Here is a 19,839-nt window from a genome sequence, read left to right on the forward strand (position 1 = left end):
TGGTCCCCTTATTGTTGTGTGAGGAAGCCGTCGAGGGCGGCAAAAAAACCTTCAAGGTCATCCCACGGAATCATGTGCCCGGCGTTCGGTACACGGGCGACCTGGATAGCGGGCTGCAGGTCCTGGATTTCGGCGATGTCTTCATCCAGGATCACGCCGCCGCGCCCGGCCACCATCAACAGGGCAGGGGCCTTGAGCTTGGGCAGGTGCTGGTGGAAGTCGACCGTGTGGAAGTCATTGAAAGCACGCACCATGGCGGGCTCATAACAGGTGTGCAGCCATTCGGCGCGCAGCTGCAGTTGCTCGACGGTCCAGGTGGCGCAGAAGGCGCGCATCGCGTCAGCGTCCATGCCGACCAGCGATTGGCGGATCGAGTCGACGTACCATGGCAACGTGCTCGGGTATTCACGCCGGCCAGGCCCGGACACTGGCGGGTCGATCAGCACCACGCGGTTGACGCCCTGTGGATGCGTGACTGCACTGTGCACGGCAAATCGCGCGCCCATGGAGTGGCCGACCAGGTGGTAGCTTTCCAGCTCAAGCGCATCGGCAAATGCGCCAATGTCCTTGGCGCAGGTGTCTGCGCTGTAGTCCAATTGCGGCCCTGTGGACGACAAGCCGCGCCCGCGCACATCCAGCACGTAAGTGTCGAACTGGGTGCCAAGACGCTCAGCCACAAAACCCCAGGTAATCGCCGGGCTGGTGATGCCCGGGATCAAAATCAGCGCCGGGCCTTTGCCGCCGTAGCGCAGGTAGTGCTGGCGAATACCATTGGCTTGCACATTGGCGCCATACAGGAAGGTACTCACGCCGCCACCCCCGATTTCAGTTCCTGGGCGTACAGGTCATAACCGTAGACCCAGGCCGGGTCTTCCTGGGTGCGCAGCCAGGTGTTGGCGTTGGACACCGCTTGTACGCGGGACGCACGTTCCTTGCGGTTGGCTTCGTAGAGCTGGAAGGCGGTGCGGTAGTCGCTGATACCGGTTTCCTGCAAGCAGCGGGTGAGCATGGCCGCGTCTTCGATGGCCATGCCGGCACCCTGGGCCATATGCGGTTTCATCGGGTGGCAGGCGTCACCCAGCAACACCAGGCGGCCACGGCTCCACAGCGGCAACGGGTTACGGTTGCGCAGCGGCCATTTGGTCACGCTTTCGGTGGACTCGATCAGCGCCTGCACGGTGGGGTGGTAGCCTTTGAAGGCGTCAAACATCTCTTCGCGGCTGCTGTCGACAAACGCGCCCTGGAAGTCCCATTCGGCATGGGGCACGCCGGTCACGTAGTAGTACTCGTCACGCTTGCCGGTGGTGTAGTAGACCATCATGTGGCGGTCCTCGGTCCACCACTTGATGCAGTCTTCGAACTTCAAGTCGTACTTGGCCAACTGGTCGCCACGGATCAGCGCACGGTGCGCGACCCAGCCGCTGTACAGCGGTTTTTCCACGCCGAGCAGCTCTTCACGGATCCTGGAGTTGATGCCATCGGCGCCGATCACGATATCGGCGTAGGTCACTTCGCTGTCGGCAAAGGTCAGGCGCACTTGGGTATCGGTTTCTTCGAGGTTTTCCAGGCGCTTGTTGAAGTGCAGGGTGCCAGGTTTGAGAGTCGACATCTGCAATGCATGCAAGTCGCCACGGTGCACGGTGATGTAGGAAGCGCCGTAGCCGGTGAGTGGAATACGCGAGAGGTAGTCACCGCTTTCGCCGCAACGGCTGAACCAGTGCTCGGGGTGCGAGCCCATCAGGTCCAGCTGTTTTTCGATGCCCATGCGGCGGAAGATTTTCATGATGTTAGGCCCCATGTGGATGCCTGCACCCAAGCGGGAAAACTCCGGCGCCTGTTCATAGATATCGACATCGAAACCGGCTTGCTGCAGCAGTGTGGCCGCCGCCGCGCCGCCCAGGCCGGCACCGACGATGGCGATTTTTTGTGTGCTTCCCATGGGGCGTGAACCTCTCTCTTTTTGATATTTGGCGGCATCTGTCCGCAAGGTTTTTAAAGTGTATACGCTCATTTTTTGAAATGGGAAGCCCACGTTCACAATTTTATTTTTTGGCCTTATTTATCCTGTGTAACGGGTTTAGGCCTTTATATGTAGTGGTTGTGTGGTTTGGTAACGTTTTGGTGCGCTACTTGCAGTTCGTCTTCAATTCGGGTCTTATCGGTATTGATTGGCGTATACGCTATAAAAATGCACTGGAGTGAAGCGCGATGCTTGAACTTGGTGCAGCCCCACAGGAGACAGGAAAATGCCGGTAAGCGATTGCGAACTGACCCAGATGTTTGAACACGTGTTGAAACTGTCGAAGGTCGACCCGACCCAGAGCGTCGCCGTGCTCAAGAGCCATTACTCGGACCCGCGCACTGTGCGTGCTGCGATGGACGCGGCGCAGCGCCTGGGGGCCAAGGTGTATGCGGTGGAACTGCCGTCGTTCAACCATCCCAAAGCCATGGGCAACGACATGACCGCCTACTGCGGCGACACCGCACTCACCGGCAATATCGCTGCCCAGCGCGCGTTGGAGGCCGCCGACCTGATCGTCGACACCATGATGCTGCTGCACTCGCCTGAGCAGGAGCAGATCCTCAAGACCGGCACGCGTATCCTGCTGGCGGTGGAACCGCCGGAAGTGCTGGCGCGCATGCTGCCCACCGAAGCCGACAAGGTGCGTGTGCTGGCGGCCGAGCAGTTGCTGAAGAAGGCGCGCTCGATCCACGTCAAGTCCCGCGCGGGCAGTGATTTCCGTGCAGCGCTGGGCCAATACCCGTCGGTCACCGAGTACGGCTTTGCCGATGAGCCTGGGCGCTGGGACCACTGGCCGAGTGGTTTCCTGTTCTCCTGGCCCAACGAAGAAACCGCCGAAGGTGTGCTGGTGCTGGATATCGGTGACATCCTGCTGCCGTTCAAGACCTACACCCGCGAGAAGATCACCCTGGAGATCGAGAAGGGCTTTATCACCAAGATCCACGGTGGTTTCGAGGCCGAGTACCTGCGCGATTACATGAAGTATTTCAATGATCCGGAGGTGTACGGCATCTCCCATATCGGCTGGGGCTTGCAGCCAAAGGCGCAGTGGACGGCCATGGGCTTGCACGACAAAAACGATGGCATGTGCATGGATGCGCGGGCGTTCTACGGCAACTTCCTGTTCTCCACCGGGCCGAATACCGAAGTGGGCGGCACACGCAAGACGCCATGCCATATGGATATTCCGCTGCGTAATTGTGATGTGTACCTGGATGATGAGGCGGTGGTGATCGCGGGGGATGTAGTCGCACCACCAGCCTCCCTGGCACGTTGAGTGTTCAACTGTGGGAGCTGGCTTGCCTGCGATAGCGGTCTGGCAGGCACATCACGGCTAGCTGATCCGGCGCTATCGCAGGCAAGCCAGCTCCCACAGTTTGAGCGTGCTCCTTTAGTTTGAGGCTTGAGTCCGTTCACTATCCCCGCCATCATGCCCACCATCGCTAATCACCCACCGAGCCACGCCGTGCCTGATTCCTACGTTTTCTCTGAACAAGTTGGCCACCTGCTGCGCAAGGCCTACCAGCGCCACCTGGCGATTTTTCAGCAGAATGTCGGCGACTCGCAGCTCACCGCCGTGCAGTTCGTCACCCTGTGTGCGCTGCGCGATCACGGTGCAAGTTCCCTCACTGAACTGGTCAAGGCCACGGCCGTCGACCAGGCGACCATTCGCGGTATCGTCGAGCGGCTCAAGGCCAAGGCGCTGATTACCCTGGAACCAGACCCCCAGGACAAGCGCAAGGTGGTGGTTGACCTGTCGCCAGCCGGCGCCGAACTGGTCGCGCAAACCGCGCCGCGCGCCGCGCAGATCAGCGAGCTGACCATGAGCAACCTCAACCCCGCCGAGCGCGTGGCGGTGCTGTTTCTGCTGCGCAAGATGATCGACGACCCGCAGGAATAAACCGGCGCTGGCATCGTTTTTGCTCTGAGTTCATGTAGTAGTCACTTCACGTGCCAAGTGTGTCGCGAGGCCCCAACTCCGCGGCGCTTTTTTTTGGCTGTTTCGTGTAGTGATTGCTTCATCAACTGATACAGGCGAAGCGAATGATCAGCCCACCCATCACTGTTGCCCTCAAGGTCAACGGCCACATCCGCGAAGTCAGTGCGATGGCGGATACGCCGCTGCTGCTGGTGTTGCGCAATGACTTGCAGCTTAACGGCCCCAAGTACGGCTGCGGCCTGGGCGAGTGCGGTGCGTGCACCGTGATCATCGATGGTGTGGCGGCGCGCTCGTGCGTGTTTCCGCTGGCGGGTGCAACCGGGCGCGAGATTGTCACCCTTGAAGGGCTCGGCACACGCCAGGCGCCGCACCCCGTGCAGCAAGCCTTTATCGAGGAGCAGGCGGCACAATGCGGTTATTGCCTCAACGGCATGATCATGACTGCCAAGGCGTTGCTCGACCGCAACCCCAACCCCAGCGAAGCCCAGGTGCGCAATGAGTTGTCGGGCAACCTGTGCCGCTGCGGCACCCATATCGAAATCCTGCGCGCCGTACTGCGTGCTGCGCACCTCTTGAGCGTGGAAGGCCGACCATGACTGATATTTCCCGTGACCAATGGCTGGCCAAGTCGGGCGTCTTATTGATTGTCGATGATGTACTGCCACCTTCAGGCCCGGTGGCCAAGGGCGGCACACCGACCGTGAAACCCAAGGAACTGGGGTTGTTCATCGCGGTAAACGATGACGGCCTGGTGTATGCCTTTAACGGCCATGTGGACCTGGGCACCGGCATTCGCACGTCGCTGGCGCAGATTGTGGCCGAAGAGCTGGACCTGAGCATGGAGCAGGTCAAGATGGTTCTGGGCGATACCGAGCGTGCGCCCAACCAGGGTGCAACGATCGCCAGCGCGACCTTGCAGATTTCGGCGATCCCGCTGCGTAACGCGGCCGCCGAAGCCCGGCGCTTTTTGCTCGCGCGCGCAGCGGGACGCTGGGGCGTGAGCACGGGCAGCCTCAAGGTTGAAGCCGGGGTTGTCCACGCTGCCGACGGGCGCACCACGACCTACGCAGAGTTGGTCAGCGGCCAGCATGACCAGTTGCGCATCAGCGGTGACGCGCCGTTAAAACCTGTTGAGGACTACCGCCTGGTCGGCAAGGGCGCCGCGCGCGTGGATATTCCCGGCAAGGCCACCGGCGAGTTGACCTATGTGCACGACATGCGCGTGCCGGACATGCTCCATGGCCGCGTGGTACGCCCGCCGTATGCGGGGCTCGACTGCGGTGAGTTTGTCGGCAACAGCCTGCTGAGTGTGGATGAGGCGTCCATCGCGCATATCCCCGGCATTGTCGCGGTGGTGGTGATTCGCGATTTTGTCGGTGTAGTGGCGATGCGCGAAGAACAGGCGATCAAGGCCGCCCACGAACTCCAGGTGCACTGGAAACCGTGGAACAACGCCTTGCCGGACATGAGCGATGTCGAGCAGGCCATCCGCAACAACCCACGGGTACGCCGCACGGTGCTCGATCAGGGCAACGTCGACGAAGCCTTGGCGGGCGCCAGCCAGCGCATGCCGCGCAGCTATTTGTGGCCGTACCAGATGCATGGTTCGATCGGGCCTTCGTGCGGCGTGGCGGACTATCAAGCAACCGGCAGCCGCGTGTGGTCGGGCAGCCAGAACCCGCACCTGCTGCGCGCAGACCTTGCGTGGTTGCTGGAATGCGACGAAGCGCTGGTCGACGTGATCCGCATGGAAGCCGCCGGCTGTTACGGGCGCAACTGTGCGGACGATGTGTGCGCCGATGCCTTGCTGCTGTCGCGCGCGGTGGGCAAGCCGGTGCGCGTGCAACTGACCCGCGAACAGGAACACCTGTGGGAACCCAAGGGCACCGCGCAGTTGATGGATGTTGACGGCGGGCTCAATGCCGACGGCAGCATTGCCGCCTATGACTTTGAAACCAGCTACCCGTCCAACGGCGCGCCGACTCTGGCGCTGTTGCTCACCGGCCGGGTGGAGCCGGTGGCGGCGATGTTCGAGATGGGCGACCGCACCTCGATCCCGCCCTATGCCATCGACGATATGCGCGTGACTATCAACGACATGGCACCCATCGTGCGCGCCTCGTGGATGCGCGGCGTATCGGCGCTGCCCAACACCTTTGCGCATGAATCCTATATCGACGAACTCGCGTTTGCCGCGGGCGTCGACCCGGTGGAATACCGCCTGCGTTACCTCAAGGACGAGCGCGCCATCGAGCTGGTCAAATCCACCGCCGAACGTGCCAACTGGTCACCGCGCACGGCGCCGATGCAAACCGCCAACGAAGACCACCTGTTACGCGGTCGCGGTTTTGCCTATGCGCGCTATATCCACAGCAAATTCCCCGGTTTCGGCGCGGCGTGGGCGGCGTGGGTGGCGGACGTGGCGATCGACAAACACACCGGTGATGTGTCGGTGACGCGGGTGGTGATCGGCCATGACTCGGGGATGATGATCAACCCGGCGGGCGTGCAGCATCAGATCCACGGCAATGTGATCCAGTCCACCAGCCGTGTGCTCAAGGAGCGGGTGACCTTTGAGGAGTCGACGGTGGCGAGCAAGGAGTGGGGCGGCTACCCGATCCTGACCTTCCCCGAAGTGCCCAGGATCGACGTGCTGATGATGCCGCGCCAGGACCAGCCGCCCATGGGCGCCGGCGAGTCGGCTTCGGTGCCGAGTGCGGCGGCGATTGCCAATGCGATCTATGACGCCACCGGCATTCGTTTTCGCGAGCTGCCGATAACGCCCGAACGGGTATTGGCGGCGCTGAATGCAGGCAGCCTTGGCGAGCCTGCCAAGTCGCCGGAAAAACGCAGGAAGTGGTGGTTCGGTGCGCTGTTTGCCACCTTGGGCGCAGTGCTGGCCACCGCTTGGCCGTTTCACCCTGAAATCGCACCGATTGCGCCGCCCGGCGCGGGCACCTGGTCCAAGGCCACCCTGGAACGCGGGCGCTTGCTGGCGGCTGTCGGCGATTGCGCGGTGTGCCATACCGCGCCCGGTGGTGCGACCAATGCCGGCGGCCTGGCGATGCAAACGCCGTTCGGCACGCTGTACAGCAGCAATATCACCCCAGACGTGAAAACCGGCATCGGCGCCTGGTCCTACCCGGCATTCGAGCGGGCGATGCGTGACGGCATTGGCCGCGATGGACGCAACCTGTACCCGGCGTTTCCCTACACGGCGTTTCGCAATATCAATGATGCCGACCTGCAGGCGTTGTATGCCTACCTGATGTCCCAGGCGCCGGTCAGCCAGGCGCCGACGCCGAATGCCATGCGCTTTCCGTTCAATATCCGACCATTGATGGCCGGCTGGAATGCACTGAACCTGCGGCGTGGTGAAATCACCCCGCAGCCTGAGCGCAGCGAGCAATGGAATCGCGGCAATTACTTGGTCAATGGCCTCGGGCACTGCGCCGCGTGCCACTCGCCGCGCAACCTGATGGGCGCGCAGAAGGGCGGCAAATCCTTTCTGGCCGGGGGCATGGTCGATGGCTGGGAGGCGCCCGCGTTGACGGGCTTGTCCAAGGCACCGACGCCGTGGACCGAGGACCAGTTGTTCAACTACCTGAGCACTGGCTATTCCGATGCCCATGGCGTGGCGGCTGGCCCGATGGGGCCGGTGGTGAGTGAGTTGTCAAAGCTGCCCAAGGCCGATATTCGTGCGATGGCGGTGTACCTGGCGTCACTTAATGGCGAGGCCACTGCCGAGGCGCAAACGGTGGCGACGGTGTCGCTGCCCAACCCCAATGGCCGACGTGTATTCGAAGGCTCATGCAAAGCCTGTCATGCCGATGGCCTGGGGCCGAAGCTGTTCGGGGTGAGCCCGTCATTGGCGACCAATACCAATGTGTTCAGCGACCAGCCGGATAATTTGATCAAGGTGATTTTGCAAGGGATCAGCAGCCCGGCGACCCAGGACTTGGGGTATATGCCGGGCTTCAAGGACAGCCTGTCGAATGGCCAGGTGGCGGATCTGGTCGACTACCTGCGCGGGCAATTTGCGCCGAATGCGCCGGCGTGGAAAGGCCTGGAACAAAAGGTAGCGCACTTGCGCGCTAACCCCGGCACGCACTGACAGAACGCGGTTAAAACTGTGGGAGCTGGCTCTGCTGTTGCTGTTGCTCTGGCCCTTGCATCCTTTTCGCCGGCGAAGTCAGCGGTCTCTTGATCTGCGTTTTTGATCTTGATCTGAAATCGCCCCCACAAATCACTAAAAATAACCAGGCAAAAAAAAGCCCGCGGGAGAGCGGGCAGAAGGGATACTTCTTAAAAATGAGCCTGCCGACTATAGGTGCCAGGCGCCCCTTTTACAGTGAAACAAAATTCATGCAGGCATCAGACAATCACCGGAGAGTGGTAGAGTCGCATTTTTTTCAAGGAAGCGATGGCATGCGAAAGCTGGTAATTGGCGCATTGACAGTGGCCGCACTGTCTGGCTGTGCGGGCTCGAAGATGAAGGACGCGCGCAGCGGCCAGCCCTACAAGACCCTTGCGTCGGACAAGGCCACATTGGTGGTTGCCCAATGCATCCAGTTCGGCTGGCAGGACGAGGCCGTGTTCGGCGTGGATGCCGGTGGCTTCAAAGAGCCGCTCGAAACAGGCGGTTTTACCGTCTACACCACGGGCGGTGACTACTTTGCCGATGTGCGCGTAGCCGGTGGCGGCTCCAGCGTCAAATACTATGCCGCCCAGGACACGATGCCGGCCAAGCGGCGGTTGGCCGCACTGGCCACCTGTCTGTAGGCTGTCTCCTTAGCATTTTTCGGAAATGCCCGGCGGGACAGCCGCCGGACATTGGCTTATTATTCCTCCCGCTCGCTCGACGCGATGGCTCTTTACCAGTACACGGACGTCGAGGCCTGATCGTCGAGCGGGCCTCGTTTCCTTCCTATCGCGGCATGTAGCCCAAGTGCCAGCGCCGGGGAATCTTCAGTGACACCAGCCCCAGCACGGCGGCCAATGCGCCACTCACCAGCAGCGCCTTGAGCCCGAGCTGGTGCTCCAGCACCGCGCCGATCACGGCGCCCACGAACATGCCGACCCACGGCACCAGTTGCACCCGCCAACCGTTACGCCGCTCCCCCATTATCCAGCGCCCCAACCCGCGACCAAAACGTGAGAGCGCGCCGGTCACATAGGTCAGGCCCACCGGCAAACCGTTGACCTCTTCCACCGCCGCATTGAGCATGCCCATGGCCAGGATCGCCGCCAGCAGCGCCGGCAACGTATCGTCGAAGGGCCACAGCGCCGCGCCGCACAACAAGGCGGCGATGCACAGCAGCAAAGGCAGCGCATGCCGGCGGCTGAAGCGGCTGACCACCACCCCCAAGGCGTTGCCCAGCACAAATACCGCCACCAGCAACAGCAGGCGCCCGGTCAGGCCCAGGTCACCGGCGCTGATTGCCACCGCCAGGCGCGTGGTGTTGCCGCTCATGAATGAAACAAAATCCCCGCTGGCCATAAAGCCAATCGCATCGGTCATGCCCGCCAGCACCGACAGGCTGGCCACCAGCATCAATCCGACCCGCCCGCGCCAGCGTTGGCGATGGGCAAGCGCTGCATTGGCATAAAGCCTTTGGGACGAAGGCAACATAGGACCGGGCTCCGCGGTGAGATTACTCGGCCACTACCGTAGGACGCTTTGGCGGTGCATGCAATGACCTCAGACACTTTCCAGTCGCCAGCCGGTGTGCTGCCAGATCAAATGATGGGTCGGCCGGATCGCGTTAATGAACGCCTCGTCATGGGACACCGCAACAATGGCCCCGCTAAACCCGCGCAGCGCCTGTTCAAAGGCCAGTACCGATTCCAGGTCCAGATGGTTGGTGGGCTCGTCCAGCAATAGCAGTTGCGCCGGGGCATCGCGCCACAAGGCGATCGCCATGGCGGCTTTCAAGCGTTCGCCACCGCTCAGTTGGCCGGTGGGTTGGGTGACGCGCAGGGCGTCCAGCTGCAACAAGGCCAGGCGCGTGCGCAGCTCGGCTTCGGCCAGGGGCGTGTCGAGCAGGTTGAGTTGTTCGACGATGGAGCGCTCATCCATCAGCAGCGCCAGGTGCTGATCGATATACGCGGCGGGTATCGACACCGTGCAGGCGCCGCTGACCGCTTGCCATTGGCCGGCCAGCAGCTTGAGCAGCGTGGACTTGCCGCAACCGTTTGGCCCACGCACGGCCACGCGTACCGGGCCGTTCAAGTTGAGCGTCAGGTAAGTGGCTGGCTGGTGTGGGTCGAGCCACGGCAGTTGGGCATTTTCCAGGGTGAGTACGTGGCGGCCGTTGGGCAAGGCCGAGCCGGGCAGGGCGAGCAACGTGGGGGTTTCATCGACGACACGCGCATAGGCTTGGCGCACCTGCCCATCCAGCTCATTCTTATAGGCGTGGTGAGCGCTGCGCACCGTGCTGACGATTTCCGTGGCGGCGCCTTTCCAGCGGGCTTTGGTAAAGCGATCAACGTTGGCGGTTTCGGCATGCTTGCGTGAGCGTGCGGCATCGCGTTGCAGGCTGTCGTGATCCTTTTGCAGGCGCTTGCGCTCGCGGCTGCGTTGCAGGCGAGCATGCTCAAGTGCCATGGCGGCAGCGTGTTGTTCGGTATCGCGCTGCTGGCGATAGGCAGCGTAATTGCCGCCATACACACGCATGCCAAGGGGCGACAGTTCGACGATACGCGCCAGGGTATTGAGCAGCTGTCGATCATGGCTGACCACCACCAAGCCGCCGCGCCAGTTGCTCAAAACCCGCAGCAGCCACTCGCGCCCATGGCTGTCGAGGTGGTTGGTGGGCTCATCCAGTACCAGCAGATCCGGCGCGGCCAATAGCGCACCGATTACGACAACCCTGGCCAGTTGGCCGCCACTCAGTTGAGTGGCTGGGGCTTCAAAACCGAGTGCGTGTAAACCCGCGTCATCAAGTGCGGCACGCAAGCGTTCGGCAAGGTCCCAGCGATCGTCAATCAGCTCAAGGTCACCGGCCCAGGCCTCGCCTCGGGCCATGCGCTCAAGCGCGGCCAATGCCTGGGCAGTACCGGTGATCTGCGCAAGGCTTGCTCCCGGTTGCAGCGTCAGGCTCTGTGCGACGTAGGCTACGCGGGCCTTGCCATCGAGCGTACCGCAAGAGGGCGCAAGTACGCCGGCCAGCAAGCGCGCCAGGATACTTTTGCCGCGACCATTACGGCCGACAATCCCGGTGGGTGTGTAATCAATGGACAGTGTGAGGTCGTCCAGCAAGGTTTCGCCATTGGCGAACTGGAACGACACGTGTTGCAGGGAAACCAATACGGGCAGGCGTTTGACGTCAGTCATCAGCACCTCCAAAAAAATGTCGAACAGGCCAACAAGCGCGCCAGGCGGCTCGTTGCAAATACATTCTGGAAGGCTTAGTTGTTCACGTCGGCGCTCATCCCGTGAGTCAGAAGGGACCCGCAGGCTAACTCAGCTAGGCGTGCTTGGGCAAGTCGGCGGCCAATTGCTCCAGGAACATCGCCAGCGCGACTTCTTCGGCTTTAAGGCCTTTGCGCATCCGTGGCTTGGGCAGCTTGGACAGCTCGCCCAGGCTGAAATGCTCCAACACCGCCGGGTGGATATAGCACTTGCGGCACACTGCTGGCGTATTGCCCAACTGCTTGGCAACATCCTTGACCATCGCCACCACATGCCGCTTGGCATCGGATTCGGGCTGCCATTCCAATTCGCGCAACACCGCCAGGGCCATCGCCGTGCCGGCCCAGGTGCGGTAGTCCTTGGCGGTAAAATCGGCGCCGGTGAGGCTGTGCAAATAGGCATTCACGTCGTGGGAACTGACGGTGTGGCGCTCGCCGTCTTCGTCCAGGTACTGAAACAGATTCTGGCCCGGGAGTTCAAGGCAACGCTTGACCACCGTGGCCAGGCGCCGGTCCTTGACGCTGACCTGGTGTTCGACGCCACTCTTGCCGCGAAACTGGAACTGGATTTCGCTGCCCTTGATGTCCACATGGCGGTTGCGCAGGGTGGTCAGCCCGTAGGATTTGTTGTCGCGGGCATATTGGGTGTTGCCGACGCGGATCAATGTGGCGTCCAGCAGCATCACCACGGTGGCCAGGACTTTTTCACGGGTGAACCCAGGCGCGGCGATTTGCGCTTCCAATTGTTTGCGTAATTTGGGCAAGGCCTTGCCGAACTCTTGCAGGCGCGAGTATTTGTCGGTGTCGCGCACTTCGCGCCAGCGGCTGTGATAGCGGTACTGCTTGCGGCCCCGCGCATCACGGCCGGTGGCTTGCAGGTGGCCGCGCGGGTCGGCGCAGATCCACACGTCGGTGTAGGCCGGTGGCACGGCCAACGCATTCAGGCGCTTGATTTCATCGGCATCGGTGATGCGCTGGCCTTTGGGGTCGACATACTGAAACGTGCCGCGCAGTTTTTTACGGCGGATGCCGGGTTGGGTGTCGTCAACATAATGCAGGTCGCGGGGCAGGTCGGCAGGCAGCGCAGAGTCGGGCATGGTGCAAGTTCCTTGGCAACAGATCAGGCCGGTATACCTGATTGACCGCAGGGTTTTGCGCGCGTGCCAAATACTTACGCCAGTACGGCCACCGCCTTGATTTGCGCCCACAACACCTGGCCCGGATGCAGGTGCAGTTGGTCGCGGGAGAAGCGGGTAATCCTCGCCAGCAGTGGCGTACCGCCGGCATCCAGGCGCACCAGCACGTGGGCGCTGTTGTCCGCCGCTATTTCCTGGGTGACCGTCACCGGCAAGCGGTTGAGGATGCTGCTGGCTTCTTCGGCGTGCAGGCTGAGGCTGACGTCGCGTGCTTGCACCTTGACCCGCAACGGTTTGCCCAACGCCAGCGGTGCGTGAGCCACGCGCATTTGCAACGGGCTGTCGGGCAATTGCAGGGTGAGCAGTTGATAGTGTTCATCGTAGGCAATCACGCTGCCATTGATGACCACGCCGGCGTCATCGCCGAGCGCCATCGGCAAGTCCAGGCGAGCCAGGGTTTCGCCGATGGGGCCGCTGGCCAGCGCCTTGCCGTCGCTTAATAGCACGATGTGATCGGCCAGGCGCGCCACTTCATCCTGGGCATGGCTGACGTACAGCACCGGAATATCCAACTCATCGTGCAGGCGTTCGAGGTAGGGCAGGATCTCGCTTTTGCGCTTGCTGTCCAGGGCCGCGAGCGGCTCATCCATCAACAACAACTGCGGGCTGGTGAGCAATGCGCGGGCGATGCCGACGCGCTGGCGTTCGCCGCCGGACAAGTGCTGCGGGTGGCGTTCAAGCAAGTGGCCGATGCCCAGCAGTTCGGCGGCCTGGGCCATGTCCACACGGCGAAGCGGACGGGCAATACGCTTGAGGCCGAACTCCAGATTGGCACGCACCGACAGGTGGGGAAACAGACTCGCTTCCTGGAACACATACCCCAGTGCGCGCTTATGCGGCGGCAAAAACACGCCGTTACGGCTGTCTTGCCAGACCTCTTCGTTGACCTGGATAAACCCGTCTTCAGCGCGCTCAAGCCCGGCGATACAGCGCAGGCAAGTGGTCTTGCCTGAGCCGGAATGCCCGTAGAACGCGGTCACGCCACGGCCGGGCAGGTGCAGGTCCACGTCCAGGGCGAAGCCTGGGTACTTCACGTTCAGGCGTACTTCAATCATTGCGGTCAGCTCCAGCCCATCTTGGTTTTACGGCTGGAATAGAGCGCCAGCAATACGAGAAAAGCGAACACCACCATGGAGCCGGCCAGCCAGTGGGCCTGGGCATATTCCATGGCTTCGACGTGGTCATAGATCTGCACTGAGACCACGCGGGTTTTGTTGGGGATATTGCCGCCGATCATCAGCACCACGCCGAACTCACCGACGGTGTGGGCAAAGCCAAGAATCGAGGCGGTGATAAAGCCGGGGCGGGCCAGGGGCAGGATCACCGTGAAAAACGTGTCCCATGGGTTGGCACGCAGCGTCGCCGCCACTTCCAATGGGCGCGTGCCGATGGCGGAGAAGGCATTTTGCAACGGCTGCACCACGAACGGCATGGAATAGATCACCGAGCCGATCACCAGCCCGGCGAAGCTGAAGGTCAGGGTGCCCAGGCCCAGCCATTGGGTCAACTGGCCGAAGTAGCCGTTGGGACCCATGGTCAGCAGCAGGTAAAAGCCGATGACCGTCGGTGGCAACACCAACGGCAACGCGACAATCGCGCCTATGGGGCCGCGCCACCAGGAGTGGGTGCGCGACAGCCACAGGGCGATCGGAGTGCCGATGATCAGCAGGATCACAGTCGTCAGTGACGCCAGTTTAATGGTCAACCAGATGGCGGAAAAATCGGCACTCGACAGCGGCATAGTCAGTTGGCCAATTCGTAACCGTAGGACTTGATCACCGCAGCGGCTTTTGGCCCCTTGAGGTATTCAACCAAGGCTTTGGCCGCCGCGCTGTCCTTGCCTTTATTGAGGATTACCGCGTCTTGCTTGATCGGGTCGTGCATGGCCGCCGGCACGATCCACGCCGAACCGCTGGTGACCTTGCCGTCCTTGTAGATCTGCGACAGCGCCACAAAGCCCAGCTCGGCGTTGCCGGTGGACACGAACTGATACGCCTGGGTGATGTTCTGGCCTTCGACCAGCTTGTCCTTGACCTTCTCGGTGAGGCCTTCTTTAGCCAGCACTTGAGTGGCCGCCAGGCCATAAGGTGCCGCTTTCGGGTTGGCGATGGACAGGTGTTTGAAGTCGTTTTTCTTCAGCACCTCGCCTTTGGCATCTACGTAACCTTCTTTGGCCGACCACAGCGCCAGGGTGCCGACTGCGTAGGTGAAGCGCGAACCTTTGACCGTATCGCCTTCGGTTTCAAGTTTTTGCGGGGTGGTGTCATCGGCGCTGAGGAACACTTCGAACGGCGCACCGTTCTTGATCTGGGTATAGAACTGGCCGGTAGCGCCGTAGGCGGCGACCAATTTGTGGCCGGTGTCTTTTTCGAAATCGGCAGCAATCGCCTGGATCGGCGCGGTGAAGTTGGCGGCGACAGCCACCTGGACTTCATCGGCGTGGGCTGAGCCAAAAGTAAAAGCGGCAATCAGGGTGGCCAGGGCAGTAGGGGCCAGGCGTGAGGCGCGGATCGTCATGAAGCAGCTCCTTGGGGGTTGTACGGCTTGTTATAGGTAGAAGGCTTTACCGCTATGTATGGGAATATATAGCGGTTGGCCATTGCCGGTACAGTGCAAAGTTGCCCCAAGTGTCAGTGGCGCTTGAGCTTGGCCAGCACCTGTTCGGCCAACTGGCGGGTCAAGTCATACGTAGAAATATCTCTACCCAGACGCAGCGCCTGGCCTGCCCACAGGTTGCTGAAGCCGGCTTCATCCTTGGCCTTGAGCGCCATCAAGGCGCCGCCGGCAGTTGGGAATGCTGGGGCAGACGGGTTGATCGCACCGAGTTCGCGCATCACCCGGTTGACGATGCCGCGCGCCGGGCGGCCGGTGAACAGGTTGGTCAGCGCGGTTTCGCTGGCCTGGGCATGGCGCAAGGCATAGTGATGGGACACGCTGACATTGGCTTCGGGAGTAAACAGGTACGCAGTGCCGATTTGCACCGCCGAGGCACCCAGGGCCAATGCCGCGACGATGCCACGTGCATCGCCAACGCCGCCTGCGGCGATCACCGGCACCTTCACCGCGTCGACAATTTGCGGCACCAGCGCCATCAAGCCGATTTGGGTGTCGAGGTCGTCACTGAGGAAAATCCCTCGGTGCCCACCGGCTTCAATGCCCATCGCGATGATTGCATCGCAGCCATGCTGTTCGAGCCAAATGGCTTCTTCAACGGTGGTGGCCGAGGACAGCACCTTGGCGCCGGTGGCTTTTACCCGGTCGAGCAAGGCTTTTTCCGGTAGCCCAAAGTGAAAACTCACCACCTCGGGGCGAAATTCTTCGACGACTTTGCAGGCGGCTTCGTCGAACGGCGCACGGTTGGACACCGGTGTTGGTGCATCAAAATCAGCGCCCAGCTCGCGGTAGTAGGGCTCCAGCAACGTTTTCCAACGGTGGTCACGCGCGTTATCAGCTGCTGGCGGTTGATGGCAGAAGAAATTGACGTTGATCGGGCTCGCGCTGGCCTGGCGAATGGTGTTCAAGGCGTCGCGCAGTTGCTCGATGCTCAGCGCTGCGGCGGGCATCGAGCCCAAGGCGCCGGCTTGATTGGCGGCGATGACCATCGCTGTGGTGGTGGCGCCGGCCATCGGGGCCTGGATGATAGGCACGTCGATGCCCAGCAGGTCGAGAATTCGGGTGTCTGGCCAGGTGCTCATGGGATGCGTCTCCAGCGTGAATAAGACTTTGCGCTGTTTTAACAGGGCCATTGGCACCCGGCCAGTCTGTTTTATTCACTGGACGAGGGGGTAATTTCGTGCGCTGCCATGCGTCGATGGCGTGCCCCAACACCGCATGGATGCGCCCGGCGTTCGCGTTGTCGCCTGCGTGGCCTTGAAAAAACGCCTGGAACGCCGGGTACAGCGTGAGGTTGTCTTTGTGACTGACATTCGAAATGTATCAGGCTGACGATGTGGCGCTGGTGTGTATCGGTGTTCGCTAGCGTTTCACCGACTGTTCGCGCTCCAGCAGTTGCCGCTTGCGCTCTACGCCCCAGCGGTAGCCCGACAACGCCCCGTCACTGCGCACCACGCGGTGGCAGGGAATCGCCACCGCCAGGCTGTTGGCGCCACAGGCCTGGGCCACCGCGCGAAACGATTTGGGCGCGCCGATCTGCACAGCAATCTGCGCGTAGCTGGCGGTGCTGCCCACCGGGATGTCGCGCAGTGCCTGCCACACCCGTTCCTGAAAGGCGGTGCCGCGCAGGTCCAGGGGTAAATTCAACCCCAGGGCAGGGGCTTCGATAAAACCCACGACCTGGGCGATCAACTGTTCGAACTCATGATCTGCGCCGACCAGTTCGGCTTTGGGGAACTGGTCTTGCAGGTCGCGCAGTAAGGTGTCCGGGTCATCGCCCAATAAAATCGCACACACGCCGCGTTGGCTTTGCGCCACCAGAATCGCCCCAAGTGAACATTGGCCCACGGCAAACAAAATCGTGCTGTTGGTGCCGCCGGCTTTGTAGTCGCTGGGCTTCATGCCGAGCAGTTGGTTGGCTGATTCATAAAAGCGGCTGTTGGAATTAAAGCCCGCGTCATACAACGCATCGGTCACTGAATGCTCGCCCTTGAGGCCGTGGCGAACTTTGCGCGAACGCAGGGCGCTGGCATATCCCTTGGGCGTCAGGCCGGTCACCGCTTTGAATATGCGATGAAAATGGAATGAACTCAGCCCGGCGCCACTGGCGAGTGCTTCCAGGCTGGGCGCGGTTTCGGCCTGCTCGATCTGCCGGCACGCCTCGGCCACCCGTTGGGCGTGGAGGGCCGCCAATTGAGTCTGGTCGCCGGCCGCGCGTTTGCTTGGGCGATAACCCGCCGCTTCAGCCTGGGCAGGGGTGTCGAAGAATTCGATGTTCTCCGGGCGTGGCAATCGCGAGGCGCTGCTGGGGCGGCAATACACGCCGGTGGTTTTAACGCCGTAGACAAACAGGGCGTCAGCCTTGGCATCACGGGCGACGATGGCGGCCCAGCGGGGGTCTTGTTCGGTGGTCATGGCCTGCACTCTTGACGGATCACGGCCAGATTAACCGCGTTGCAGATGGCCGGCACTCTGAAGCTTGCGGTCAAATTAGCCAGCGGTGCGAAAGGTCAGGTTGATGCGCTGCGGGCCCATGACCGGATGCACGCCCTCTTTAATCGGCATCACCCCATGAAAACGCAAACGATCCACGCCGCCCCAGACCACCACGTCGCCGTGGAACAGTGAAACTTTTTGAGTTTTGCTGCTGCGCTCATGGCCGCCAAACAGGAAGATCGCCGGCAGGCCCAGGGAGACTGAAACCACAGGGGCGCTATAGGCGCGTTCGTTTTTATCCTGATGCAGGGACATCTTGGCGCCCGGCACATAGCGGTTGATCAGGCAGGCATCCGGGGCAAATGCGCTGAAGCCAGCTTCGGCTGCGGCAAGCGTGGCCAGTTCACGCAACGTTTCGGGCATAGCCGGCCAGGGCTGCTGATTGCGGGGGTCAATCGGGCTGTAGCGGTAGCCGGTGCTGTCGGTGGTCCAACCCAATGTGCCGCAACTGCTGAGTGCGGCCGACATGGTGAAGCCGCCGGGTGTGACCATTTGTCGAAACGGCGATTGGGCCAACACCCGTCGCAGTTCAGGCAGCAGGCGTTCAGTCCAGGGCAGGGCGAAGCCCCTGAGTACGTAGGACTCTTCGCCAATCTGCTCGCGCCCCGCCGGTTGCTGCAAGGCATCCTCAGCGAACAGATCAGCCGTCGGGCCTGGCATGGGTTACAGGGCCTTGCTCACGGTGATGTCGGTGATTTCATCGGTGGCATCGTGGATTTTTGCCAGGGCTTCTTTGGCTTCTTCAACGCTTCCCGATTGCAGCAGGGCGAATTCAAAGCGACGTTCGCCATTGAGCTTGTACTTCATAACGTATTTAGTCACAGCGGTTTTCCTGTCGAGGGTTCGGCTCAGCTTAGTTTGGTGCTGGTGCGGCGAACAATGCGAATCTTGTGGGACAACGCAGGTTTGCGGGTCACGCTGATGGCGCGGCGCGTGACCACATCCAGGGTAATGTTCCAGAACCCGGTGCTGGGTGCGGTGATTTTTGCCGGGAATTTGTCGAACGCGCCGCCGTGGTAAGTGTGGCGGCCACCGTTCTTGAAACTGCGGAAATTGGCATCGCTCATCAGGCGAATGTTGCAGGTCTGCGAGCATTCGATGACAACGATGTCGCCCTCGTTGAGGTGCTCGCGCTGGTGGATGAATTTCATGGGGGTGTCTCCAGAAGGGCTTTTTCTGAAAAATCAGAATGATACGTAGGTTAAGATAGAGTTTATCAGCCCTGACGCGATTATTATCGGGTCGTCGTCGACGACTTCGACAATTTAAAACAGTTATTTCCCAAGTTTTCAGAGATAAATCCCACATGGGCGGGAGAAATTTCCTCTCTTCGCGGTCGTAGGGTCTTTATCGGAGGTTTAAGTATGAAGTGGAGTGTGTTGGTTCTGGCCTTGGCGTTAGGTGGATGTGCTTCGGTTGCAGATATCAAGCAGACCCCGCCAACCCTGGTGGTTATTTCAGGCAAAAAACCGCCTGAATATGCTGCCTGTGTGGTCCGAAAACTGGAGGCGACGCGTCGGCCGCCGCAGATTGAGCCGCATAAGGACGGTGTACAGGTGATTGTTCCGCAGAAATTCTCGGCCGACCCTTCGGCGATCTTCGAGATCGAAGAACGCTCCAGCGGCAGCAGTATCAAGCTCTATGAAAGCATGTCAAATGTGCCGATTCGCCCAGGCGACATCAAGAAAGCCGGGGAGGATTGCATCTCCGGCTGAGCCTTTGGTTTATCCGCGTACTGAACCCGATAAAAAAGCCTGACCCTGCCATTGCAGCGTCAGGCTTTTTTTTGCGTTTATTCGGGTGTTGTCGCTTGTAGAGGGAGTGCTGATCGGGCAGGGCATCCGTTAAACTGTCGGCCATTCAATGCAAAGATGCCGCTCAAACTTTGGGTTTGCGCGGCATTAGTCCTTCCTGGAAAGCCCGTCATGAAACGAGAACACGTCAAAGCCCGACATGCCGAAGGCCAAATATCGGCCACCCATGTTATCCAGAACCCCGCCGACCTGGGCGAGTGGATCGTATTTTTCAAGAAGAGCGGCGGCCGCAGTTACTTTCTGGTCGACGATCAGGATGAGGTTGAGTCATTCCCGCGCCTGGATGACCTGATCGAGACCTTGCGTGGCCTGGGGCTCAAGTTCGCCGAGGTTCATCTGTAGTAC

Annotated in this window: 20 protein-coding genes; 7 read left to right on the plus strand and 13 right to left on the minus strand. The window is 61.1% G+C overall.

Going from position 1 to position 19,839, the window contains the following annotated elements; genetic code table 11:
* Positions 1–8: 8 nt before the first annotated feature.
* Both ACQY47_RS28895 and ACQY47_RS28900 read right to left on the minus strand, forming a co-directional pair.
* Positions 9–809: an alpha/beta fold hydrolase gene (locus tag ACQY47_RS28895; RefSeq protein ID WP_428554117.1), complete on the minus strand. Its 801-nt coding sequence runs from the start codon at positions 807–809 to the stop codon at positions 9–11.
* Positions 806–1,939 (minus strand): FAD-dependent monooxygenase, encoded by a 1,134-nt coding sequence (locus ACQY47_RS28900; RefSeq protein ID WP_428554120.1) that lies wholly within the window; start codon positions 1,937–1,939, stop codon positions 806–808. The genes ACQY47_RS28895 and ACQY47_RS28900 overlap by 4 nt, the downstream gene beginning before the upstream one ends.
* A 307-nt stretch (positions 1,940–2,246) precedes the next feature.
* Between ACQY47_RS28900 and ACQY47_RS28905 the strand changes: the two genes are divergently transcribed.
* The 5 genes from ACQY47_RS28905 (at position 2,247) to ACQY47_RS28925 (ending at position 8,744) form a co-directional block, all read left to right on the plus strand.
* Complete coding sequence (locus tag ACQY47_RS28905) at positions 2,247–3,299, plus strand: 2,5-dihydroxypyridine 5,6-dioxygenase (RefSeq protein ID WP_428554123.1); 1,053 nt, start codon at positions 2,247–2,249, stop codon at positions 3,297–3,299.
* Positions 3,300–3,488: 189 nt separating this feature from the next.
* Complete coding sequence (locus tag ACQY47_RS28910; protein ID WP_026013564.1) at positions 3,489–3,923, plus strand: MarR family winged helix-turn-helix transcriptional regulator; 435 nt, start codon at positions 3,489–3,491, stop codon at positions 3,921–3,923.
* Between the two features lie 143 nt (positions 3,924–4,066).
* Positions 4,067–4,558, plus strand: a complete 492-nt coding sequence (locus ACQY47_RS28915; RefSeq protein WP_017135477.1) for a (2Fe-2S)-binding protein — start codon at positions 4,067–4,069, stop codon at positions 4,556–4,558.
* Entirely contained in the window at positions 4,555–8,076 is a 3,522-nt protein-coding gene (locus ACQY47_RS28920) for a molybdopterin cofactor-binding domain-containing protein (RefSeq protein ID WP_428554128.1), read from the plus strand. The genes ACQY47_RS28915 and ACQY47_RS28920 overlap by 4 nt, the downstream gene beginning before the upstream one ends.
* Positions 8,077–8,390: 314 nt before the next feature.
* A complete protein-coding gene (locus tag ACQY47_RS28925; protein ID WP_017135479.1) occupies positions 8,391–8,744 on the plus strand; it encodes a hypothetical protein in 354 nt (117 codons plus the stop codon).
* A 145-nt stretch (positions 8,745–8,889) separates the two neighbouring features.
* Here ACQY47_RS28925 and ACQY47_RS28930 read toward each other — a convergent pair whose 3' ends face one another.
* From ACQY47_RS28930 to ACQY47_RS28980, 11 genes are all read right to left on the minus strand, one after another.
* Positions 8,890–9,594 carry a YoaK family protein gene (locus ACQY47_RS28930; RefSeq protein ID WP_017135480.1) on the minus strand — a complete coding sequence of 235 codons (705 nt, stop codon included), beginning with the start codon at positions 9,592–9,594 and terminating at the stop codon, positions 8,890–8,892.
* Positions 9,595–9,663: 69 nt separating this feature from the next.
* Positions 9,664–11,298, minus strand: coding sequence for an ABC-F family ATP-binding cassette domain-containing protein (locus ACQY47_RS28935; RefSeq protein ID WP_428554133.1), 1,635 nt, complete (start codon positions 11,296–11,298; stop codon positions 9,664–9,666).
* 133 nt (positions 11,299–11,431) lie between these two features.
* A complete protein-coding gene (locus tag ACQY47_RS28940; RefSeq protein ID WP_099549872.1) occupies positions 11,432–12,472 on the minus strand; it encodes a DNA topoisomerase IB in 1,041 nt (346 codons plus the stop codon).
* Between the two features lie 74 nt (positions 12,473–12,546).
* The gene (gene modC, locus ACQY47_RS28945) at positions 12,547–13,626 is read right to left on the minus strand and encodes a molybdenum ABC transporter ATP-binding protein (RefSeq protein ID WP_428554137.1); all 1,080 of its coding nucleotides are present in this window, start codon (positions 13,624–13,626) and stop codon (positions 12,547–12,549) included.
* 5 nt (positions 13,627–13,631) lie between these two features.
* Positions 13,632–14,318 (minus strand): molybdate ABC transporter permease subunit, encoded by a 687-nt coding sequence (gene modB, locus ACQY47_RS28950; RefSeq protein ID WP_186616988.1) that lies wholly within the window; start codon positions 14,316–14,318, stop codon positions 13,632–13,634.
* Positions 14,315–15,088, minus strand: coding sequence for a molybdate ABC transporter substrate-binding protein (gene modA / locus ACQY47_RS28955; protein WP_262380238.1), 774 nt, complete (start codon positions 15,086–15,088; stop codon positions 14,315–14,317). The genes modB and modA overlap by 4 nt, the downstream gene beginning before the upstream one ends.
* A 113-nt stretch (positions 15,089–15,201) precedes the next feature.
* Complete coding sequence (locus tag ACQY47_RS28960; RefSeq protein ID WP_428554140.1) at positions 15,202–16,266, minus strand: NAD(P)H-dependent flavin oxidoreductase; 1,065 nt, start codon at positions 16,264–16,266, stop codon at positions 15,202–15,204.
* Positions 16,267–16,546: 280 nt separating this feature from the next.
* Positions 16,547–17,599, minus strand: a complete 1,053-nt coding sequence (ada, locus tag ACQY47_RS28965; RefSeq protein ID WP_186616964.1) for a bifunctional DNA-binding transcriptional regulator/O6-methylguanine-DNA methyltransferase Ada — start codon at positions 17,597–17,599, stop codon at positions 16,547–16,549.
* A gap of 75 nt (positions 17,600–17,674) precedes the next feature.
* Complete coding sequence (alkB, locus tag ACQY47_RS28970) at positions 17,675–18,340, minus strand: DNA oxidative demethylase AlkB (RefSeq protein WP_428554145.1); 666 nt, start codon at positions 18,338–18,340, stop codon at positions 17,675–17,677.
* Between the two features lie 3 nt (positions 18,341–18,343).
* On the minus strand, positions 18,344–18,502 hold the full coding sequence (locus ACQY47_RS28975; RefSeq protein WP_017135489.1) for a hypothetical protein: 159 nt from the start codon (positions 18,500–18,502) through the stop codon (positions 18,344–18,346).
* A 26-nt stretch (positions 18,503–18,528) separates the two neighbouring features.
* On the minus strand, positions 18,529–18,831 hold the full coding sequence (locus ACQY47_RS28980; protein ID WP_003173824.1) for a DUF1883 domain-containing protein: 303 nt from the start codon (positions 18,829–18,831) through the stop codon (positions 18,529–18,531).
* A gap of 213 nt (positions 18,832–19,044) precedes the next feature.
* On the opposite strand from ACQY47_RS28980, the gene ACQY47_RS28985 reads away from it, so the two are divergent.
* Both ACQY47_RS28985 and ACQY47_RS28990 read left to right on the plus strand, forming a co-directional pair.
* Entirely contained in the window at positions 19,045–19,395 is a 351-nt protein-coding gene (locus tag ACQY47_RS28985; protein ID WP_065929976.1) for a hypothetical protein, read from the plus strand.
* A 210-nt stretch (positions 19,396–19,605) separates the two neighbouring features.
* Positions 19,606–19,836 (plus strand): hypothetical protein, encoded by a 231-nt coding sequence (locus ACQY47_RS28990; protein ID WP_017135491.1) that lies wholly within the window; start codon positions 19,606–19,608, stop codon positions 19,834–19,836.
* Positions 19,837–19,839 lie beyond the last annotated feature (3 nt).

This window comes from Pseudomonas edaphica, from assembly GCF_965277385.1.
Classification (GTDB): domain Bacteria; phylum Pseudomonadota; class Gammaproteobacteria; order Pseudomonadales; family Pseudomonadaceae; genus Aquipseudomonas; species Aquipseudomonas edaphica.